The organism is Providencia lanzhouensis (assembly GCF_050469745.1).
GTDB classification, from domain to species: Bacteria; Pseudomonadota; Gammaproteobacteria; order Enterobacterales; family Enterobacteriaceae; genus Providencia; species Providencia lanzhouensis.
Genome location: NZ_CP174123.1, coordinates 1,328,623 through 1,348,056 on the forward strand (window position 1 = coordinate 1,328,623; position 19,434 = coordinate 1,348,056).

Here is a 19,434-nt window from a genome sequence, read left to right on the forward strand (position 1 = left end):
TATGAAGAGACCCAATGTTTACGGCGGCAGATGGGTAAAGGTCAGGCTTAACTTTCTTAATGAGAATCCTTTGTGCGTCATGTGCAAAGAGCAAGGGCGCATTACGGCAGCGACAGTTGTTGACCACATTACCCCGCACCGACTACGAGATGCGCTCGCATCTGGTGATGTCGAGTGGATAGCCAAAGCCCAAAAGCTCTTTTGGGATAAAAAGAACTTCCAAAGCTTATGCGACCCCCATCATAACTCAACCAAGCAACGCATGGAGAAGAGTGGCGTTGTCGTTGGCTGTAGTGAAGATGGCATACCACTTGATCCTAATTCACATTGGAATAAATAGCATGACTGAAACTAAGCAGGTGAAATTATCCAAGTTATTTCGTGGTAGTCGATTTTCTGGTCATGCATTAAGTGTTGATGGACAGCTACTAAATAATCAAGAGTCGTTGGTGATCACTCCAACTACTGGTGAAACAAAACAGGTACGCGTGACCGTTACATTTATCTGTAATAACGAAATGGCTGTTGATGCACCTGATATTCATTTGAAGTCTTAGCGGTACGGTAGGGGGGCGGGGGAAAAGTTCAAAACCTTTGCCTTAAATTACCGACCGTAGTCATTAACGTGCACAACCGCGAAATGAAAAGTTTTTTTCTGGGAGGTTCCGATGGCAGGAAGGCGCCCGAAACCGACCCACCTAAAAGTGGTTACTGGTAATCCGGGTAAACGAAAACTCAATGACAAAGAGCCTAAACCCCGACGCGAAATTCCTAGCCCACCCGAACACTTAACCGATTGGGGAAAAATAGCGTGGGCAAAATTAACCTTGTTACTTGATGGCATGGGGGTTTTAACCATTGCTGATTCTTTGGCTTTGGAAAGGCTTTGCGATATCTACGCTGATATTCTTCAGCTGCGCGACACGATAGCGATTGAAGGTCGCACTTACACAACGAAAACCCAATTGGGTGATTTTCTGATTAAAGCACACCCCGCAGTCGCAATGCTGGGGGATGCGGATCGTCGTTTTAAAAGTTATTTAGTCGAGTTCGGTTTGACTCCGGCTGCTCGCTCAAAGGTGAAAATCGATGGTGGAGAAGAAGAGGAAGACCCGCTCAGCACGTACTTCGCTTGACCCTGCAACACAATATGCCCAAGACGTTCATGACGGTAAAATTCTTGCTGGTCCTGATATCCGAAACTCATGCGCAAGACACTTAAGAGATCTGAATGAAGCTAAGCAGCGAGGTTTAGTTTGGGACGTTGAGGCTGTTCAGCGTGCCATAGACTTTTTTGCCAAAGTGTTGAAGCTCAATGGTGGTGAGCATGAGGGTAAGCCATTTATTTTATTACCGTGGCAATGTTTTGTTATTGGCTCAATTTTCGGTTGGAAAATGGAAGATGGTACCCGCCGTTTTCGTATGGTGTATGTCGAATCGGGAAAAGGGTCTGGAAAGTCACCGTTATCAGCAGGCGTCGGTCTCTACTGCTTAGTTGCAGACGGTGAGCCTCGCGCTGAAGTTTATGCAGCAGCCACCAAAAAAGATCAGGCAATGATTTTATTTCGTGATGCGGTTGCAATGGTTGACCAATCACCGGCACTCAGCCAGCGGGTCATGAAGTCTGGCGGTGCAGGAAAAGAATGGAACCTCGCTTTTTTAAAGGCTGGGTCGTTTTTTAGACCAATTAGTGCTGATGATGGACAGTCGGGACCTCGTCCTCACTGTGCGCTCATTGATGAGATTCATGAGCACAAAAATAACAATGTCGTTGAAATGATGCGAGCCGGCACGAAAGGGCGACGACAAGCACTGATATTCATGATCACCAATAGTGGCCATGATAAAACCAGCGTGTGCTACGACTACCATGAATACGGTCGAAAAGTCGCTGAAGGCTCAGTTGAAGATGACAGTTTCTTTTCTTATATCTGTTCGCTTGATGAGGGTGACGATCCTTTTAAGGATGAATCGTGCTGGGGAAAAGCCAATCCCTCTTTAGGTTATACCTTCACTGACCGTTATTTACGGGAGCAAGTGACTCAAGCTCAAGGTATGCCAGCTAAAGAAAGCATTGTCCGCCGTCTTAATTTCTGCCAGTGGGTGGATGCAGATAATCCGTGGATCAATGGTGATACGTGGATGAATTGTGAGAAAGAATTCACATTAGAGGACTTGCAAGGTGAGGAATGCTATGGCGGACTCGACTTATCAGGAACACGAGATTTAACCGCGTTAGCGCTTTATTTTCCTCGGCTCAAACATCTGTATGTCGAATTCTGGACACCAAAAGATACTTTAATGGATAGGGCTAAAACTGACCGCGTTCCTTATGATGCGTGGGCTAGAAAAGGCTTCATCCATACCCCTCCTGGTAATGCGGTTAAATATGAGTTTGTTGCTGAGCGGATTGCGGAAATAACAGCACATGTGAATTTGCTCGCCATTGCATTTGACCAATACAGAATCAAATACTTAGAGCCTAAATTAGATGAGGCTGCAGTCACCGTTCCTTTGGTTCCTCATGGGCAAGGTTATTACAAGGCAAAAGATTCTGGCTTGTGGATGCCACACTCAATCGAACTGTTTGAAGGGTTGATTGATGACCGAGTCATCGTTATTCATGCAAACCCCTGTTTGCGGTGGAATGCGGCATCAGCCGTAACGGAAGCAGATCAAAAGGAAAACCGCATATTTGCGAAAAGGAAGAGTACGGGACGTATCGATGGTGTTGTGGCTTCCGCAATGGCAATTGGTGCTTCCGAGGGTGAGGTTGATGATAATGGCAACCTTGATGATTTTTTCTCTAATCCACTGAGTATGTGATGACAGATAAACAATATTCAATCGATTTGCGCACTAACAATAGTTGGTTTGCACGTCTGGCTTCCTTCTTTGTTGGAGGGAGACTTGTCACTCCCGATCAAGGTTCGCAAACGGGTCCCGTTTCGGCTCAAGGAACGCTGGGTGACTCATTGATAACCGATGAACGTATACTGCAAATATCGACAGTTTGGCGCTGTGTCAGTTTGATATCAACATTAACGGCTTGCCTGCCACTCGATGTTTTTGAAACAGATCAGGCAGGCAATAGAGCTAAAGTAGATTTAAGTAATCCATTAGCGCGTTTACTTCGTTATTCACCAAACCAATATATGACAGCTCAAGAATTCAGAGAAGCCATGACCATGCAACTTTGTTTTTATGGCAATTCTTATGCTTTGGCTGAACGGAATCGCTCCGGTGATGTGATCAGCTTGCTTCCACTCCTTTCAGCAAATATGGATGTGAGAATGGAAGGAAAAAACCTTATTTATAAATATCAAAGAGATAAGGAGTTTGCGAAGTTTAAACACTCTGAAATATTCCACTTAAAAGGATTTGGTTTCAATGGGTTAGTGGGATTATCTCCAATTGCACATGCATGTAAAACGGCAGGAACTGCCGTGGCAATGGAAGATCAGCAGCGTGAGTTTTATGCGAATGGCGCTAAGTCTCCAAAAATACTCACTACTGGCGATAAAGTGTTAAGTAAAGAGCAGCGAGCACAGGTTGAAGAAAACTTCAAAGAAATAGCGGGTGGGCCAGTTAAAAAGCGGCTGTGGATATTGGAGGGCGGCTTCAAGGCAGACGATATTGGTGTGAGCCCTCAAGATGCTGAAACGATGGCTTCTCGTAAGTTTCAGGTTAGTGAACTTGCTCGATTTTTTGGCGTTCCTCCTCATTTGGTTGGTGATGTTGAAAAATCAACAAGCTGGGGGACGGGGATTGAACAACAAAACTTAGGTTTTCTTCAATATACATTGCAACCATATATCTCCCGCTGGGAAAACTGTATAGCGCGATGGCTTTTAAAGCCCGGTGATGTTGGTAAATATCATGCTGAACATAATTTAGATGGATTGTTACGAGGTGACTCAGCTTCCCGCGCTGCATTTATGAAAGCGATGGGTGAATCAGGGCTACGTACTATCAATGAAATGCGGCGACTTGATAACTACCCACCTCTTGAAGGGGGCAATGTTGCATACCGACAAGCGCAATATGTACCAATTAATCAACTTAGCAAAGAGCCTCACGAAAGTGGGGCTTAATTATTTATGGGGGCGCAATGTCCGATATCAGAAAAACACTCGCTTTTGATGAAGCGGAGATCAAATTCTCTGGCGATGGTACGCAAGGTATTTTTGAAGGGTATGCTTCAGTGTTCAGTAATACTGATTCAGACGGCGACATTATTTTGCCGGGTGCATTCAAAAGTGTGCTAGCAAACCAAAAACGCAAAGTCGCCATGTTTTATAACCATCGCGCATGGGAACTGCCTGTCGGCAAATGGGAACACATGGAGGAAGACTCAAAAGGTCTACTTGTTCGAGGTCAACTTACTCCTGGTCATAGTGGCGCCCAAGATCTAAAAGCCGCTATGAAACACGGTACTGTAGAAGGTATGTCAGTCGGTTTTGGCTGCGTTCGTGAGGATTTCGATGTGACTTCCTCCGGTCGTATTTTTAAAAACATTTCCATGCTACGGGAAATCAGTATTTGTACTTTTCCTGCTAATGAACAGGCACAAGTCTCATCACTAAAAAGCGTTGATGGCCTGTCCACTATTCGTGATGTTGAAGATTGGCTGAGAGAGTCAGTGGGTCTATCAAAATCAGAGGCGCTTGGTTTTATCTCTCGCTTCAAATCAGCTATTCGGAGTGAGTCCGATGGCACTCAAAAATCTCAAGTAGATTCCATTATTAACCAAATTAATTCATTTAATCTGAAAGGATAAATTATGTCTGATTTAACCCAAATTCAAAAAGCCATCGAAGAGTCACAAGCTAAAGTCAGAGAGTTATTTGATGAGCAGAAGAAGCAAATTGAAGAAACAGGCACCATTTCAAAGCAGTTACAGAGTGACTTAACCACGGTTCAAAACGAACTGAAAAAAGCGGGGGAACGCCTGTTTGATTTAGAGCAGAAAGGCGCAGCGGGTGCGGATGATCCAAATGCTAAAAAAGACTTTTCTGAGCGTGCATCAGAAGAGCTCATTAAGTCATGGAATGGTAGCGCTGGAGCCTATGAAGTTAAAACATTCAATAAGTCACTGGGTAGTGATGCGGGCTCAGCAGGTGCATTAATTCAGCCAATGCAAGTGCCGGGTATTGTTATGCCGGGCATGCGCCGTTTAGTCGTTCGTGATTTATTAGCGCAAGGTCGCATTTCCAGTAATTCGCTGGAATATGTGCGTGAAAAGTTGTTTACCAATAGTGCGGCACCCGTAAAAGAAAAGGCTCAAAAGCCTGAATCTGACCTGACTTTCGAAAAACAAACCACTAACGTGATCACTATCGCGCACTGGATTCAGGCGTCACGCCAAGTTATGGACGATGCGGCGCAACTTCAGTCTTACTTGAATACCCGTTTGTTATATGGCTTAGCGCTAGTTGAAGAAAATCAACTGCTTAACGGTGATGGTTCAGCGGATAACCTGACAGGTGTTAACCAAGTCGCCACAGCGTACGATACTACGCTAAATGCCACAGGGGACACACAAGCTGACTTGATCGCCCATGCTATTTATCAGGTAACAGAGTCTGAATTTAGTGCATCGGGGATTATTTTAAACCCTCGCGACTGGCACACCATTGCGTTAATGAAAGACAAAGAAGGCCGTTATATCTTCGGTGGCCCTCAAGCATTTACCTCTAATGTGATGTGGGGCTTACCCGTTGTGCCAACAAAAGCACAGGCACAAGGTGAGTTTACGGTTGGTGCGTTCGATTTAGCATCTCAAGTATGGGATCGCATGGATGCCACTATCGAAGTGAGCCGTGAAGACCGTGATAACTTTGTGAAAAACATGCTAACCATTCTTTGTGAAGAGCGCTTAGCGTTGGCTCATTATCGCCCTCAAGCCATCATCAAAGGTTCCTTTGCTGCCGCGGAAGGTAAGTCAACTAAATAATAAGGTCGGGGTGGGTAACTACCCCGTATTACTTCAATGGATATCTTAGATGTTATTCCGCTTTCACTGTTAAAGCAGCACATTGAATATGATGATAATGATCGTGATGAGCAGATTACATTTTATGCTCAGAGTGCTTTGGATTATTGCCTAAAATGGTGTGATGAACCCGCATGGAAAGCACCTGAAGATATCCCTCATCCCGTTAAATTGGCGGCACTATTAGTTCTCGGTGATATGTTTGAGCATCGTACGAGCCAAAGCGAAATCCAGTTGTATGAAAACAAAGCGGCGGAGCGTTTATTGTTTCATCATCGAAATTGGCGGGGGGGAGAATGAATCCGGGGAGACTGCGTCACAAAGTCACTTTCCAGCGTAGTGAATTGGTTAAATTACCCTCTGGCGCTCGTGAAAATCAGTGGGTTGATATTGCTACGACACGCGCTGAAGTTAAGCCAATCTCAGGGCGTGAGCTTCTTGCATCAGGCGCCGAAATGTCCGAGGTAACTGTACGTGTTTGGATGCGCTTTCGGCCTGATATCAATTCAACGTGCCGCATGGTTTTTAACGGGCTCAACTATGATATTCAGTCCGTTATTCCTGATGTGAAAAATACCCGGCTTGAATTACTGTGCAAACAGGGGGTTAAGACTGATGGATAATTTTAATATCGATTTCAGCGGCTTTCTTGATATTTCTAAGGATTTAGAGTTACTTAGTAAGGCTGAAAGCAAAACAGTTTTGCGCCAAGCCACTTATGCGGGTGCTGCTGTTTTACGTGATGAAGTGAGAGCAAAGGCACCGAAACGCACTGGAAAACTAGCCCGAAATATTATGGCCAGCAGCCAACGTAGTCGCAAAGAGGGGGAAGTCTCAGCTGGCGTCTATGTTCGTGGCAGTAATCAGGAGGGTACTAATAGCGACAATTCGATGAAAGCTAAGGATCCGCGCAATGCCTATTACTGGCGATTTTTGGAGGAAGGGACTTCAAAGATGCCACCGGTACCATTTATTCGACCTGCGTTTGATAGCAAAGCGGATGAAGCTGCCAGTGCTGCAATCGAAAAGCTGAATCAAGCCATTGATGAGGTGCTCAACAAATGACAGATGCAGACCTGTTCAAACTCTTAGATCCTGTATTGCCTGATAAGGTCTTTCCGCTCGTTGTTCCGCAAGATGTGCCCACCATCAGTCCGCCATGGTTAATATTCTCATCCTATGAAGTTGATGAGGATGTGTTCGCGGGTCAGGCCGAAACGATGACTAACATTCAAATTGATGTTTATGCGAAAAGTCCTGATAAGGCCAGTGAATTCCGGGATAAGGCATTTATGGCCATAAAGGTATTAGCACCGACAAATGTCTCTCGAAAATCCGATTATGAATCCGACACAGCTCTATATCGTAAAACGTTAGAATTCCAAATCTGGAATTAAACCTCAACTCACACCATCAGCCACCTACGGGTGGTTTTTTTATGTCTATAGGAAACCGATATGACGAGTAAACATGAAAAAACGCAAGGTACCAAAATCAGCGTTTCTAAATTGGCGGCAACAGATATTACTGCAGTTGAAACAGATTCATTGCCAATTGATTGCACAACGAAAGAAGTTAGTTTCACAGGGGGGCAAAAAGCGGATATTGACGTCACTACGCTTTGCTCAACGGAGCAGGAAAATATAAACGGACTCGCGGCTCCTGCGGAAGTCACTATTGGCGGTAACTTTGCGATTGATGAAGGACAAGATGTGTTACGCCAAGCTTATGACAGTGATGCAGTCCATGCCTTTAAAGTTGTATTTCCATCAGGTGCAGGTTTCGCCTTCCTTGCTGAGGTTCGCCAAAATAGCTGGTCTGCCTCAACAAATGGCGTTGTGAGTGCATCCTTCACCCTTCGCCTTAATGGTAAACCTACGCCATTAGTGAAAGGCAAAGTGGTAGCTCCGGTAACGCAATCATTACCAACAGGAGGCGGTAAATAATGGCTAAAGTTAAAAAAACTAATTTGCGTGATTTAGCTCTCAGCGCCTCACAATCATTTCGGACCAAGAAAGTGATAGTTCCTGAGTGGGGAGGTCTGGAGGTGACTGTCCGTGAGCCATCGATTCAGGCGCGTATTCAATGCAGTGAATTTGTGCGTGAGAAAGAAGGTGAGGAGCTTACCTCTACTCAAAAGGCTTTACGTAACATTGAGGGTGATGCTGTTATTTTTATCAATATCCTACTTAATGAAGATGGTAGCCATGTATTTACGGAGGATGATCTTCCAGCCTTATTGAAAACGTATGGTCCAGTTCATGCGCGTTTGTTATCTGAAGCATTTGGATTGACTATTTCAGTATTAGAAGCTGAAAAAAAGTAAAAGAACCGGAAACGTTCTTTTTAATGACACTAGCGCTCAGATTAGGGAAAACACTTAAAGAGTTAATTCAGGATCTGGACGCTAGTGAATTAAGAATGTGGATGGCATACGACAAAATCAGTCCTATTGGGGATGGTCGTGGAGATATTCAAACGGCAATGCTCGCCTCCGCAGTCATGAATGCTGCTGGTGCGAAAGTCTCACTTCGAGACATGATTCTGGTTTGGGATCAGGAGGCAGCTAACGAATCTATCAGCGATAGTAAGAATCAAGAGCCGCTTGAGGCATGGTTGAGTAGTATGTCTGAATAGTTATATAGTAAGCCCATCATTCATTAATGGGTCAATGAAATGCAAAAATTAATATCTAGGGTCATGGTAATAATTGCTTCGTTAATTATCCTTTGGAGTATTTATATTGGCACAAGGGAAATAGTATCACTATTTATGATTATTCCACTCAATTTGGTGGTTGCAATTATATTTATCAAAATAAATGAGAAGTTATTAAATGATGAGGTTGGTGGAAAGAATGTTAATACTCTGTCGCTTATAAACTCCGCTATTTATTTAGTTGTAACAATGGTTTTGTGTTGGGCTATTTTATCATATGTAAATAGTGGGACATCTATTTTTGGTGACGCTTATAAAGAAAGAGTTGAGTTAGAAAATATAAAGAAAAAATCATGGCAAAATTCAGCATCTGAAATGAATCATGTGTCCATTGCAGAAAAGAGACTTAAAGAAAACCTTAAAGATCCTTCCTCTGCGGATTTTAAAGATAGTCGAATAGGGAGTAACGGGACTGTTTGTGGCCAAGTGAATTCTAAGAATGGCTTTGGTAGCTATACTGGGTATAAAAAATATATTCAAGTCGGGTCATTGACCATGATCGATGATGGGTCCGATGATTTCAAGAAACAATGGGTATCCTACTGCAATTGAGCATTAATAATTTCACAAAACCTCGCTAAAAGCGGGGTTTTTTAATTTAAGGAGCAAGTGTGGCTACTTTACGTGAATTGATTTTAAAAATATCTGCTAATTCAAGCAGTTTTCAGGCTGAGGTTAGCAAAGCTTCTCGAATTAGTAATGATTTTTATAAAAGTGCGGCGGGTGGTAGCCGTCAATTACGGCAAGAATTAGCTCAGCAAAAAAAAGCGCTTTCGGAAATTAATAGCCAATTATCCAGCGTTGCCATGACTGCAAAAATGAGTGCTGGTGCGCTGGCTGGTTTTTTCTCAGTATCCGCAGCAATCTCAACAGTTGATGAGTGGGGGCAGATGTCAGCCCGCATCACTATGGCACTAAAATCAGTTGAGGGTTCAGCGCAGCGATATGATGAAATACAGCAGCGATTTTTAACTATCAGCAATCGAAACGGTAAAGCTATAGAGACGACTCAAGAGTTGTATATTGGGACTGCATCAGCAATGAAGGAGCTTAATTACAATACAACTCAAACAGTGGATTACATTGAATCAATGTCATCAGCATTTACCGCTAATGCTACCAGTGCTCAAAAAACAGAATCAGCCCTTAATGCAATAAACAAAGCCACAATTGAAGGTAAGGTTGCTGGTGAAAATTGGAAGGCAATCCTAAATGCCACACCTTCGGTACTGATGGATATCGCTAATGAGTTAGAGCGCACCAATGGCGGAATGAAGGTTACTGAAAGCCAAGTTAAAAAACTGGCTGCAGAAGGTAAAATATCCTTTAAGTTATTTGCAGATGCAATGATAAATGCAAAGAATGCAAATAATGCTCTTGCTGATTCGATGGATAATACTGTCGCTGATGGCTTTATGCGAGTTGCTAACTCAGCAAAAAGCTATTTTGGTGAGTTAAATAGAGGTGCGGGTGCAACGAAATCAATAGCTGCTATTTTGGCTAAACTAGGCGATAACTTTGATAAAGTTGCACTTGCGGGTAGCTTAATTATTGGTGTTGGCTTGTCTCGGTACTTTGGGAATTTAACCCTAAGCGCTAAAAATTTAGCAAAAGAAACGGTTAATAGCTATCTATCCCTAGTCAATCAAACAAAGGAGCAAATCCGCAGCCTTCAGGTAACTCAAATGCGGATCAAGGACGAAAGGCAACTGCTTCTTGATATGCGCCAGTCGCTAGTAACTAAAAAGATGGTGGCAGCAACTGACAAGGAGCGATTAATTCTAGATGGTCAGTTAGCAAAAAATACCAAGGCATTAACAGTGCTTAGTAATCAAGAGGCTGCGGCGAATACAAAGCTTGCAGCATCACGCAGGGCATTAAGTAGCATGACATCAGTTACATCCACAATAGGTCGTGGGCTTTCTGGTGCACTGTCTTTAGCTGGAGGACTGCCTGGTGTGGTAATGCTAACTGCAGGTGCGTGGTATTTCGTCAATGAACGGCAAAAAGAAGCACATAGAACATCTCTTGAATACGCTAAATCTCTAGATGGTATTGCGGAGCGTACAAAGAACATGTCACTTTCCGAATCATCTGATGAGTCAAAAAAAGTTAAGGAAACGTTTGAGGCTCAAACAAAGGAAATTGAGAAGCAGCTCGAGTTGATTCAAAGAACACGATCCGGTCTTAATGAGATGAGAGGTGCGGCGGAGAAAAACTTCCCTGACTTGCCAGAAATAGCGAAAGAGGGAGCGTTAACTAATTACCAATCTGCATTGGAATCTCTTTCTGTTGAAGAAGATCGTCTTAAAGCATTAGAGCAAGATCGTGAAAAAACATTAAGTGTTCTTAATGGGCTGACCGAGCAATCAAATAAACAAATAGAAGCTGGTAATACCGCGAAAAATCAGAAGCTAGCTGCGATGGCGAAAGAGATCGCTCAAGAGTCAGAATTTAATCGACTACTTTCTCTTGGTAACAATTTACTGTCTAACCGCAATTTACTGACTCAAGCTCCTATGTTAGTTGGTAATCGTCCTGAATTAAATGATAACCAAAGACAGATGTTATGGGGCGCTGAGCAGGAGCGTATTCTTGCTGGCATGAAGCAGCGCGACCAGGTTGAGCAACGCGCCATATGGGAGGCAGAAAGTGCATTTTCCAATGACGACCACAAGAAACAGTATGTTAACGACAAACTAAAAGCCTTTGACGATCGCGAAAAAATGAATAACTCGCTTAAGTCTGGCGCGTCTTTAATGAAAGAAGCTGAACGAATCACTGAGCGCTACAAAGATAAAATAGCCGATCTTACCGTTGCGACTGAAGTTCAGCGTGTTCGTGCCTTGCAGGGGGAAAAAGCAGCTGCACTTTATGCCGCTGCGCATGAAACCGGATCTAAGTGGACGGATGAACAGCGAAAATCCATTCAATCATCTGCAGTTGAGCTGGCGGAATGGACGCAAAAAGCCGATGAAGCCGTGCGTAAGCAGCGTGAAATGACGGATGCATTGAAAGAACTAAAGGACGCAACGCGCAAATATAACGATGATGCCGCTTTAGCAAGAAGCACCGTGGGTATGGGCAATCGTCGCCGCAGTCTCGAGGAGGAGCGCCAGCAAGTTGAGCGGGTATTCAGTAAAACGGATGGCGGTACCGAGGCTTTATTAGCAAGACAAAATGCCTTGGACGCACTGAATAAAAAATACAAGGAAGCCGTTCTTGCTGAAGCTGATTGGCGTTCTGGCGTTAAAGCTGGTTTGGAAAACTGGGTTGATGATGCGAGCAACTACGCAGGGCAGGCGGCAAGCGCAACACAATCTGCAATGTCAGGGATGGTGAATAACATTTCCGACATGTTGGTTGGCAATAAAGCCGATTGGAAAAGCTGGGCAATCGACGTCCTGAAAAGTATTGATAAGGTCCTTATTAATATGGCGCTTGTTCAATCAATGAAAGCGGCGGGGAGTTATTTCGGTGGGGGATTTGGAAGCTTAATTAGCTCCATTGTCCCTAATGCGAAAGGGGGTGTTTATGATTCACCTAGCTTAAGTTCTTACAGTGGGCAAATTGTTAACTCGCCAACCATGTTTGCTTTCGCAAAAGGTGCAGGTTTGATGGGGGAGGCTGGGCCTGAAGCAATCATGCCTTTAACCCGAGGCTCTGATGGTTCATTAGGTGTACGCGTTCTTGGCTTGGAAAATGTTCAAAATGGCACTACATCCATCACTTCCAATAATGCTATCAAAATCGATGTTGGTGATATCAACCTGATCAGTGATGGATCTAAAGAGCAGCCGCCAATAGGTGACGTTAGTGGTGCTAAACAGCAACTCAAAAATGAAATTGTTAACACCGTCAATGAGCAGGCGTCGAGAGAGGGAACGCCGCTTTGGCAGCTAATTAACAGAAGAAGGTAAACTGTATGGTAGAAACGTTCACTTGGTGCCCCCGTATTAATGCGCAAAGTGATACAACATTCAGAGTCAAAAAAGCCCAGTTCGGTGATGGATATACACAAACCGCAGGGGATGGGTTAAACAACCGCTCTGATAGTTGGCAGCTTGAGTTTGTGGGTGAAGAGGCAATGATCGAACAGATTATTGCCTTTTTTGATCGCCATGGTGGGTATAAGTCTTTTATTTGGAAACCACCACTCCGACCACAAGGGTTATTTCGATGCGAACAATACAAACCTAATGCGCTGGGTGGCGGTAAATATTCATTAACGACGACATTTATTGAGGCATTTAGCTCATGAAAATAACTGCAGACGTTCAAATGCTGGAGCCGGGCAGTCGAATACAGTTAGTTGAAGTGGATGCCAGTGCGTTTGATGGTCCTATTCTGCGCTTTCATGCCTATAATTTACGTTATACCGAAAAAGAGCTTAAGGAGGCAGGTGATGAACTTGCCCCGCGTTCTATCTGGTGGCAAGGCAATGAATATGGTGCGCACCCTTATCAAATTGAAGGAATGTCCAAAAACAGTGACGGTGCGCAAGCTAGACCGAAATTTAGAGTCTCAAACGTCAATAGTGTTATTTCATCATTATGTTTGCAGTTTGATGATATGGCGCTGGCAAAAGTCACTATTTATGAAACCTTCGCTCATTATCTCGATGCTAAAAATTTTCCTGATGGAAACCCTACGGCGAACCCTGAAGAGTGCTTTACGCAAGTTTATTACATTGACTGTAAAACGAATGAAGTGGCAGGTGAAGCGGTTGAGTTCGAGTTATCTAGCCCGTTTGATTTGCAGGGAATTATGATCCCCGTTCGACAAATCCATAACCTCTGCTCCTGGTGCATGAAAGGTGACTATCGAAGTGGGCGAGGTTGCAATTATACGGGTAATAAATATTTCGATGAGCGTGGAGAGCCAGTTGATGATCCGGCATTAGATAAATGCGGCGGACTTATTAGCGACTGTAAAAAACGCTTTGGTGAGAATGAGCCTTTGGATTTTGGGGGATTCCCTGCAGCGGGGTTAATACGATGATCACAAAGAAATTAACCGAGGCGATATTTCAGCATGTAAAAGCGGAATATCCCAAAGAAGCGTGTGGCGTGATTTGCCAAAAAAGCCGAGTCAAAAAATACTTCCCTTGCCGTAACCTCTCCGATAATCCAACAGAACACTTTGAACTTTCCCCTGAAGATTATGCGAACGCTGAAGATTGGGGCGATCCAATAGCGATTGTGCATAGTCATTGCGGGGATGGGGTGACATCTCAACCGAGCGAAGTTGATAAGCTGCAGTGTGATGCGACGGGGTTGCCATGGGTAATAGCATCATGGCCAGAAGGTGACATTCGCACTATTCAGCCTCGTGCAGAACGTGAATTAGAAGGGCGCCCCTTTGTGCTAGGTCATGCCGATTGCTGGTCACTCATTATGGATTATTACCGACAAACTCACGGGATAGAGCTGCATAACTACAGCGTCGATCATCATTGGTGGGAGTGTGGTGAAAATCTGTATATGGATAACTGGCAGCAAGCGGGCTTTGTCGAGTTTGCCGGTGACTTAAAGGAGGGCGATATGGTCATTATGCAAGTGCAAGCTCATGTTCCGAACCATGCAGGGGTGATAGTGAATGGTATGCTGCTTCACCACTTATACGGTCAGCTAAGTCGCATTGTTCCTTACAGCGATTATTGGCGTGATAGGACGGTCAAGATAGTAAGACGCAAGGAGTTGGCATGAATTTAAAAACAATACGGCTCTATGGTGTTTTGGGTACCCAATTTGGTCGCGAACATCGGCTTGCTATCGATTCTCCCCGCGAAGCTATTAAAGCGTTATCGGTACTCTATGATGGATTCGAACAGTTCCTTGCCAATGCGCATCTGAAAGGGCTGGAATTTGCCGTCTTTAAAGGTAAGCGCAATATTGATGAAGATGAATTGCATCTTGATACCTGTGAAGAAATTCGCATCGCACCAGTAATCAAAGGCAGTAAGCGAGGTGGTTTCTTCCAGACTATTTTAGGTGTGGCCATGATTGGTGCGGCAATGATGTTAGGCCCAGCGGGTTGGGCTGCATTTGGTGCAGGTGGTTTTGCCGGTGGCGCATTGGCGCTCGGTGGGGCTGCTATGGCATTGGGTGGTGTTATACAAATGCTTTCACCTCAGCCACAAGGTCTATCAGTGCGACAAGATGCAGACAATAAACCTTCTTATGCCTTTGGTGGCGCCGTGAATACGACAGCGCAAGGTAATCCTGTACCGCTTTTATATGGATTAGACCGTCGAGAAGTGGGCGGCGCAATTATCTCTGCGGGGATCTATACCGAAGATCAGAAATAGTAAAACGAACACGTTAACACGAGCGGCTTAATTGCCGCTTTTTTATGGGTGAAATATGGAAACGATATACGGTGCCAAAGGCGGTGGTGGTGGCGGACATACGCCAGTCGAATCAAAAGACAGTTTGCTATCCGAATCTACCGCAAAAATTCTGTTAGCGATTTCGGAGGGTGAAATAGCCGGTGGTTTGGATGATACCCGTATTTTCCTCGACGATACACCGATTGGTAACTTAGACGGTACCAAAAACTTCGAAGGTGTGACGTGGGAGTTTAGATCTGGCAGTGAGCAACAAGAATACATCCAAGGCATTCCCTCCGTGGATAATGATATTGCCGTCGGGATGGAACTGAAAGACGATCAGCCGTACGTCAGAACAATCAATAATACTCAGTTATCCGCTATTCGTGTTCGCTTTTCGGTACCGCAATTAATGCACCAGCATGACAACGGCGATACGACAGGTTACCGCATTGATTACGCTATTGATTTATCCACGGATGGAGCCGGATATAAAGAGCTGGTTAAGTCTGCATTCGATGGAAAAACGACAAGTGAATATCAGCGTACCCACCGTGTCGATTTACCAAAAGCCACTACAGGTTGGCAATTGCGTGTTCGCCGGCTCACTAAGAATCAGAATACCGCCCGTATTGCCGATAAAGTGACGATTTCGGCCGTGACTGAGGTGATTGATGCAAAGTTGCGTTATCCCAATACCGCACTTCTGTTTGTGACGTTCAATGCGCGTCAATTCAATAACCGGATCCCCAAGATTAGCGTTCGCCCTAAAGGTGGGATACTTGTCAAAGTGCCCACGAATTATGACCCTATCAATCGGACCTATTCAGGCGTATGGGATGGGACATTTAAGCTTGCGGCAACCAATAACCCGGCATGGGTGTTTTATGATTTAGTGCTGAATAATTGCTATGGTTGCGGTGACCGTATCCAGTCTTCTCAGGTTGAAAAGTGGGACCTGTATAAGATTGCACAATATTGTGACGAGTTGGTACCGGATGGGCGAGGTGGCGACGGCAAAGAGCCGCGTTTTTTGTGTGATGTGTATATCCAATCGCAAGAGTCCGCGTATAACGTGCTGCGTGACATTGCGGCGATATTCCGTGGTATGACGTTTTGGGCTGATAATAAAGTAAATGCGGTTGCCGATATGCCAGCCAGTATCTTCCGTACGTTCACTAATGCCAATATTGTCGGCGGTAAACCATCATATTCCGGTGGTAGTATCCAAAATCGTTATACCCAAGCACTTGTATCTTTTACTGATACAGATAATCACAGTAATGATGATGTTGAAGCTGTTGCGGATTTAAAGCTTCAGCGTCGATATGGCGTGCGTAAAACCGAATTATCAGCGATTGGGTGTACGCGCCGTAGTGAAGCGAATCGTCGCGGTCGCTGGGCATTACTGACTAATGCAAATGACCGCATGATCACATTTGCCACGGGGTTAGAAGGGGCAATTCCCTCACCGGGTCATATTATCGCGGTAGCCGATTCAAATTTAGCAGGGCGTGACACCGGTGGACGTATCTCCTTAGTGAATGGGCGAAACATTACTCTCGATAGAGTCACGTCAATTAAAGCGGGTGACCGCCTGATCATCAACTTACCAGACGGAAAATCAGAAGGAAGAACCGTTACTTCGGTAAACAAAAAAGTGGTCACGGTTTCTGTTGAGTATTCGCAGGTACCGCAAAAAGAGGCTGTATGGGTCGTTGACTCTGATGATTTAGCGGTCCAGTTATATCGAGTGATTAATATCAGCGACAGCGGCGATAACACTTACTCCATCAGTGGCGCCATTCATAATCCTGATAATTACGAACACATTGACTCCGGTGCCCGAATTGATGAGCGACCTATTACAGTTATTCCTCCAAGTGTTCAGCCTTCCCCGAAAAACGTAAAAATCTCATCTTATTCTAGAGTGGATCAGGGCATTGCCTTTTCTACGCTGAGTGTCAGTTGGGAAGCGCCAGAAAGTGCGATTGCGTATGAAGCGCAGTGGCGCCGCGATAACGGTAACTGGATCAACGTGCCTCGAACGTCCTCTCTAGGGTTTGAGATTGATGGAATTTATTCTGGTCAATATCAAGTGCGTGTTAGGGCTATTAATGCGTCTGAAATTTCCAGTGTTTGGGCGAATGCGCCAGAAACAATACTGACAGGAAAAGCAGGGAACCCACCTAAGCCAGTGAATTTTAGAGCTTCACCGCTCGTGTTCGGCATTAAGCTTGATTGGGGCTTTGGTGAAAACACTAGCGACACGTTAAAGACTGAGATTCAGTACAGCAAAACCAACGATGGTAATGGGCTTATGTTACTTGCTGATGTTCCTTATCCTTCGCGTTCTCATGAGTTAGCGGGCTTGGCTGCGGGTATTGCTTTTTACTTTCGAGCGAGGCTGGTGGATAAATCAGGCAATGAATCTGAATGGACCTCATTTGTTCGTGGAGAGTCTGAGTTTGATGTGAATACTATCATGCCAGAACTTGATGAGCATTTCATGACCGCCGAAGCGGGTAAGCAGCTTGATAAAACACTCGACTGGCTTAATGAGGCATGCCTAATCAACATGGCTGCGACCTATGAGCTTCAAGAGGATTTATTTGTTAAGCATGGACAGTCGCAAGCTCAAATTAAAGAGCTATGGCGTGTGTATGTGGACAGCGAACTGGCTTGGGCAGAGAAGTACACGACGGTCAATGCCTCCATTAACGGCGTGAAATCTGAGGTTGCCACGCTAGATAAGGCTGTTGCGAAATTAGATAGCGCATTTGCAGAGTCGCAAACCCAGCTGCAGGTGAAATTTGATGAGCAAGAGGCGTTAATCAATACCAAGATGCAAGCTGAGTTTAAGCAAGGCGCAGGCTATGCGATGCACAGTACGAATATCACGATTGTTGTTGATGGTAAGAAGTACAATGCCGCAGGTATGGTGATTAGCGCTGAACTGAAAAACGGTAAAATCGAGTCATTCATCGGTTTCAATGCGAATAACTTTGCTTTCTATAATCCAGTTAATGGAAAAATGGAGCCCTTCTTATACATGAAAAACGGTCAAGTTTTCATGAATGAAGCATTTATTAGCAAGGCATGGCTTAACGAAGTTGTTGTAACTGACAAAATGACCTCAGCAAACTATGTCCCCGGTAAGATAGGTTTTAATATTGATGCTAAAACTGGGGATGCTGAGTTTAACAAACTGCTCATCAGCGGGGATTTTAAAATTGTCGGTGATGGCGGGCAATTATTAATTGATGGCACAGGAGTAACTATTTTTGATGAAAACAAACGATGGGCTACGAAACTAGGGAGACGCCCGGTATGAGTGATGATTATGGATTGTTTATTAACCCTAAAGACGGCGGGAAGCCGATTGAAATCACTAACAACTCTTATCCGCTAACCTTTCTAAAGCATATTGTTATTCATCCACTCAGCCCACAGCCGTATCAAAAAAATAAGTCTGTTAATGTACCAGGAATGTCCAAATACAATGTGGTCATTGTACCGTCAGCGTTATGCCACTTTCTGGCTTATGGTTCGGTGCAGGGTGTGAGTATCGGAAGCTATTGGGTGTCTGGCGATACATTCTATTGTAACTATGACTGGTGGGGCGGTGATTCAGGTTGGTTACCGGGGAGTGATGGTAACTCCCATTTTTTCCTATACGGTGTACTGAAGGAAGCCCCACAAGACTCTTATGGGCTTTTTATTAACTCGCAGATAGATGCTGCCGTTGATAATTTTAGAGCTATCACCCAAGAATCCACGGTTTCCTATTGTGTGTTTCGGCAAAAAATATTTATACAAGCGGATAAGAATGGTCGGGGTTATTGGAGCGTTCCGGATTCTATTCCTAACCGTAACTCGGTCTGTGTATTTATTCGACCTGAAAACACAAGTCAAACAATACGCTATGACAGACCGAATAACCGGATAATTTCGCTAGAGTCTGGTTGGGTATATGTTGTGATATTTGCGTCCGGGTTAAATCTTCAACCTTCCGACGGACTGACAATTTGGAACAGAGAGGGCAAGGTAGTCTTCAACTCCGAGTACACACCGTTTTATAACAATGGGCAGATAGTTAACACGAGCAATAATGTTGCCACTAGTAAATTCGATGTCCCGATGTTCACGATGGATAGCCCCAATACATGGTTGGAGAATGAGGGGAATACCGTTAACTGCTACATGTCTGGATTTAGGGTGTCAGGTAAACAGCTTATAGCGAAAAGAATGTGGACCATCGGTGATTACCCCACGTATGCCAACTACATGTACAACAAGATAGTGTATGCCGGCAGCTACGCCATCGACTTCAACGACTACTTCTAAATACCAATTCAACGATAAGCCGCGAAAGCGGTTTTTTTGCGTC

At 44.4% G+C, this 19,434-nt stretch carries 22 protein-coding genes; all 22 read left to right on the forward strand.

The genetic code is table 11. The annotated features are described in order from the left end of the window. Nucleotide 1 precedes the first annotated feature (1 nt). The 22 genes from ACIH2S_RS06170 (at nt 2) to ACIH2S_RS06275 (ending at nt 19,391) form a co-directional block, all read left to right on the forward strand. Nucleotides 2–340: an HNH endonuclease signature motif containing protein gene (locus ACIH2S_RS06170; protein WP_430248274.1), complete on the forward strand. Its 339-nt coding sequence runs from the start codon at nt 2–4 to the stop codon at nt 338–340. 1 nt (nt 341) lies between these two features. Beyond that, nucleotides 342–557, forward strand: coding sequence for a hypothetical protein (locus tag ACIH2S_RS06175; protein WP_430248275.1), 216 nt, complete (start codon nt 342–344; stop codon nt 555–557). Nucleotides 558–668: 111 nt separating this feature from the next. After that, a complete protein-coding gene (locus ACIH2S_RS06180) occupies nt 669–1,136 on the forward strand; it encodes a phage terminase small subunit P27 family (protein ID WP_430248277.1) in 468 nt (155 codons plus the stop codon). Continuing rightward, complete coding sequence (locus ACIH2S_RS06185; RefSeq protein ID WP_430248279.1) at nt 1,090–2,826, forward strand: terminase large subunit; 1,737 nt, start codon at nt 1,090–1,092, stop codon at nt 2,824–2,826. Before ACIH2S_RS06180 ends, ACIH2S_RS06185 begins: the two co-directional genes overlap by 47 nt. After that, nucleotides 2,826–4,094, forward strand: coding sequence for a phage portal protein (locus tag ACIH2S_RS06190; protein ID WP_350572638.1), 1,269 nt, complete (start codon nt 2,826–2,828; stop codon nt 4,092–4,094). The genes ACIH2S_RS06185 and ACIH2S_RS06190 overlap by 1 nt, the downstream gene beginning before the upstream one ends. Nucleotides 4,095–4,111: 17 nt before the next feature. Next, nucleotides 4,112–4,780, forward strand: a complete 669-nt coding sequence (locus tag ACIH2S_RS06195; RefSeq protein WP_430248281.1) for an HK97 family phage prohead protease — start codon at nt 4,112–4,114, stop codon at nt 4,778–4,780. Nucleotides 4,781–4,783: 3 nt separating this feature from the next. Then, nucleotides 4,784–5,956 (forward strand): phage major capsid protein, encoded by a 1,173-nt coding sequence (locus tag ACIH2S_RS06200; RefSeq protein ID WP_430248283.1) that lies wholly within the window; start codon nt 4,784–4,786, stop codon nt 5,954–5,956. Between the two features lie 36 nt (nt 5,957–5,992). Next, entirely contained in the window at nt 5,993–6,295 is a 303-nt protein-coding gene (locus ACIH2S_RS06205; RefSeq protein ID WP_115164392.1) for a head-tail connector protein, read from the forward strand. Then, nucleotides 6,292–6,618, forward strand: a complete 327-nt coding sequence (locus tag ACIH2S_RS06210; RefSeq protein WP_430248287.1) for a phage head closure protein — start codon at nt 6,292–6,294, stop codon at nt 6,616–6,618. Before ACIH2S_RS06205 ends, ACIH2S_RS06210 begins: the two co-directional genes overlap by 4 nt. Further along, the gene (locus ACIH2S_RS06215; protein WP_430248289.1) at nt 6,611–7,060 is read left to right on the forward strand and encodes an HK97-gp10 family putative phage morphogenesis protein; all 450 of its coding nucleotides are present in this window, start codon (nt 6,611–6,613) and stop codon (nt 7,058–7,060) included. The genes ACIH2S_RS06210 and ACIH2S_RS06215 overlap by 8 nt, the downstream gene beginning before the upstream one ends. Further along, entirely contained in the window at nt 7,057–7,392 is a 336-nt protein-coding gene (gene gp17 / locus ACIH2S_RS06220; protein WP_430248290.1) for a tail completion protein gp17, read from the forward strand. Before ACIH2S_RS06215 ends, gp17 begins: the two co-directional genes overlap by 4 nt. A gap of 60 nt (nt 7,393–7,452) precedes the next feature. After that, complete coding sequence (locus tag ACIH2S_RS06225) at nt 7,453–7,941, forward strand: phage tail tube protein (RefSeq protein ID WP_430248291.1); 489 nt, start codon at nt 7,453–7,455, stop codon at nt 7,939–7,941. After that, a complete protein-coding gene (locus ACIH2S_RS06230; RefSeq protein ID WP_430248292.1) occupies nt 7,941–8,321 on the forward strand; it encodes a phage tail assembly chaperone in 381 nt (126 codons plus the stop codon). Before ACIH2S_RS06225 ends, ACIH2S_RS06230 begins: the two co-directional genes overlap by 1 nt. Nucleotides 8,322–8,344: 23 nt before the next feature. Further along, nucleotides 8,345–8,632 (forward strand): phage tail assembly protein T, encoded by a 288-nt coding sequence (locus ACIH2S_RS06235; protein ID WP_430248293.1) that lies wholly within the window; start codon nt 8,345–8,347, stop codon nt 8,630–8,632. Between the two features lie 39 nt (nt 8,633–8,671). Next, nucleotides 8,672–9,265, forward strand: a complete 594-nt coding sequence (locus ACIH2S_RS06240) for a hypothetical protein (protein ID WP_430248294.1) — start codon at nt 8,672–8,674, stop codon at nt 9,263–9,265. A gap of 59 nt (nt 9,266–9,324) precedes the next feature. Next, entirely contained in the window at nt 9,325–12,633 is a 3,309-nt protein-coding gene (locus ACIH2S_RS06245) for a phage tail tape measure protein (RefSeq protein WP_430248295.1), read from the forward strand. A gap of 5 nt (nt 12,634–12,638) precedes the next feature. After that, complete coding sequence (locus ACIH2S_RS06250) at nt 12,639–12,974, forward strand: phage tail protein (RefSeq protein ID WP_154633087.1); 336 nt, start codon at nt 12,639–12,641, stop codon at nt 12,972–12,974. Further along, nucleotides 12,971–13,714: a phage minor tail protein L gene (locus tag ACIH2S_RS06255; protein ID WP_430248296.1), complete on the forward strand. Its 744-nt coding sequence runs from the start codon at nt 12,971–12,973 to the stop codon at nt 13,712–13,714. Before ACIH2S_RS06250 ends, ACIH2S_RS06255 begins: the two co-directional genes overlap by 4 nt. Further along, nucleotides 13,711–14,421 (forward strand): NlpC/P60 family protein, encoded by a 711-nt coding sequence (locus ACIH2S_RS06260; protein WP_430248298.1) that lies wholly within the window; start codon nt 13,711–13,713, stop codon nt 14,419–14,421. The genes ACIH2S_RS06255 and ACIH2S_RS06260 overlap by 4 nt, the downstream gene beginning before the upstream one ends. Continuing rightward, a complete protein-coding gene (locus ACIH2S_RS06265) occupies nt 14,418–15,023 on the forward strand; it encodes a tail assembly protein (RefSeq protein ID WP_430248300.1) in 606 nt (201 codons plus the stop codon). Before ACIH2S_RS06260 ends, ACIH2S_RS06265 begins: the two co-directional genes overlap by 4 nt. Nucleotides 15,024–15,078: 55 nt before the next feature. After that, nucleotides 15,079–18,378 (forward strand): TipJ family phage tail tip protein, encoded by a 3,300-nt coding sequence (gene gpJ / locus ACIH2S_RS06270; RefSeq protein ID WP_430248302.1) that lies wholly within the window; start codon nt 15,079–15,081, stop codon nt 18,376–18,378. Next, a complete protein-coding gene (locus ACIH2S_RS06275) occupies nt 18,375–19,391 on the forward strand; it encodes a DUF6453 family protein (protein ID WP_006659401.1) in 1,017 nt (338 codons plus the stop codon). The genes gpJ and ACIH2S_RS06275 overlap by 4 nt, the downstream gene beginning before the upstream one ends. Nucleotides 19,392–19,434: the final 43 nt, after the last annotated feature.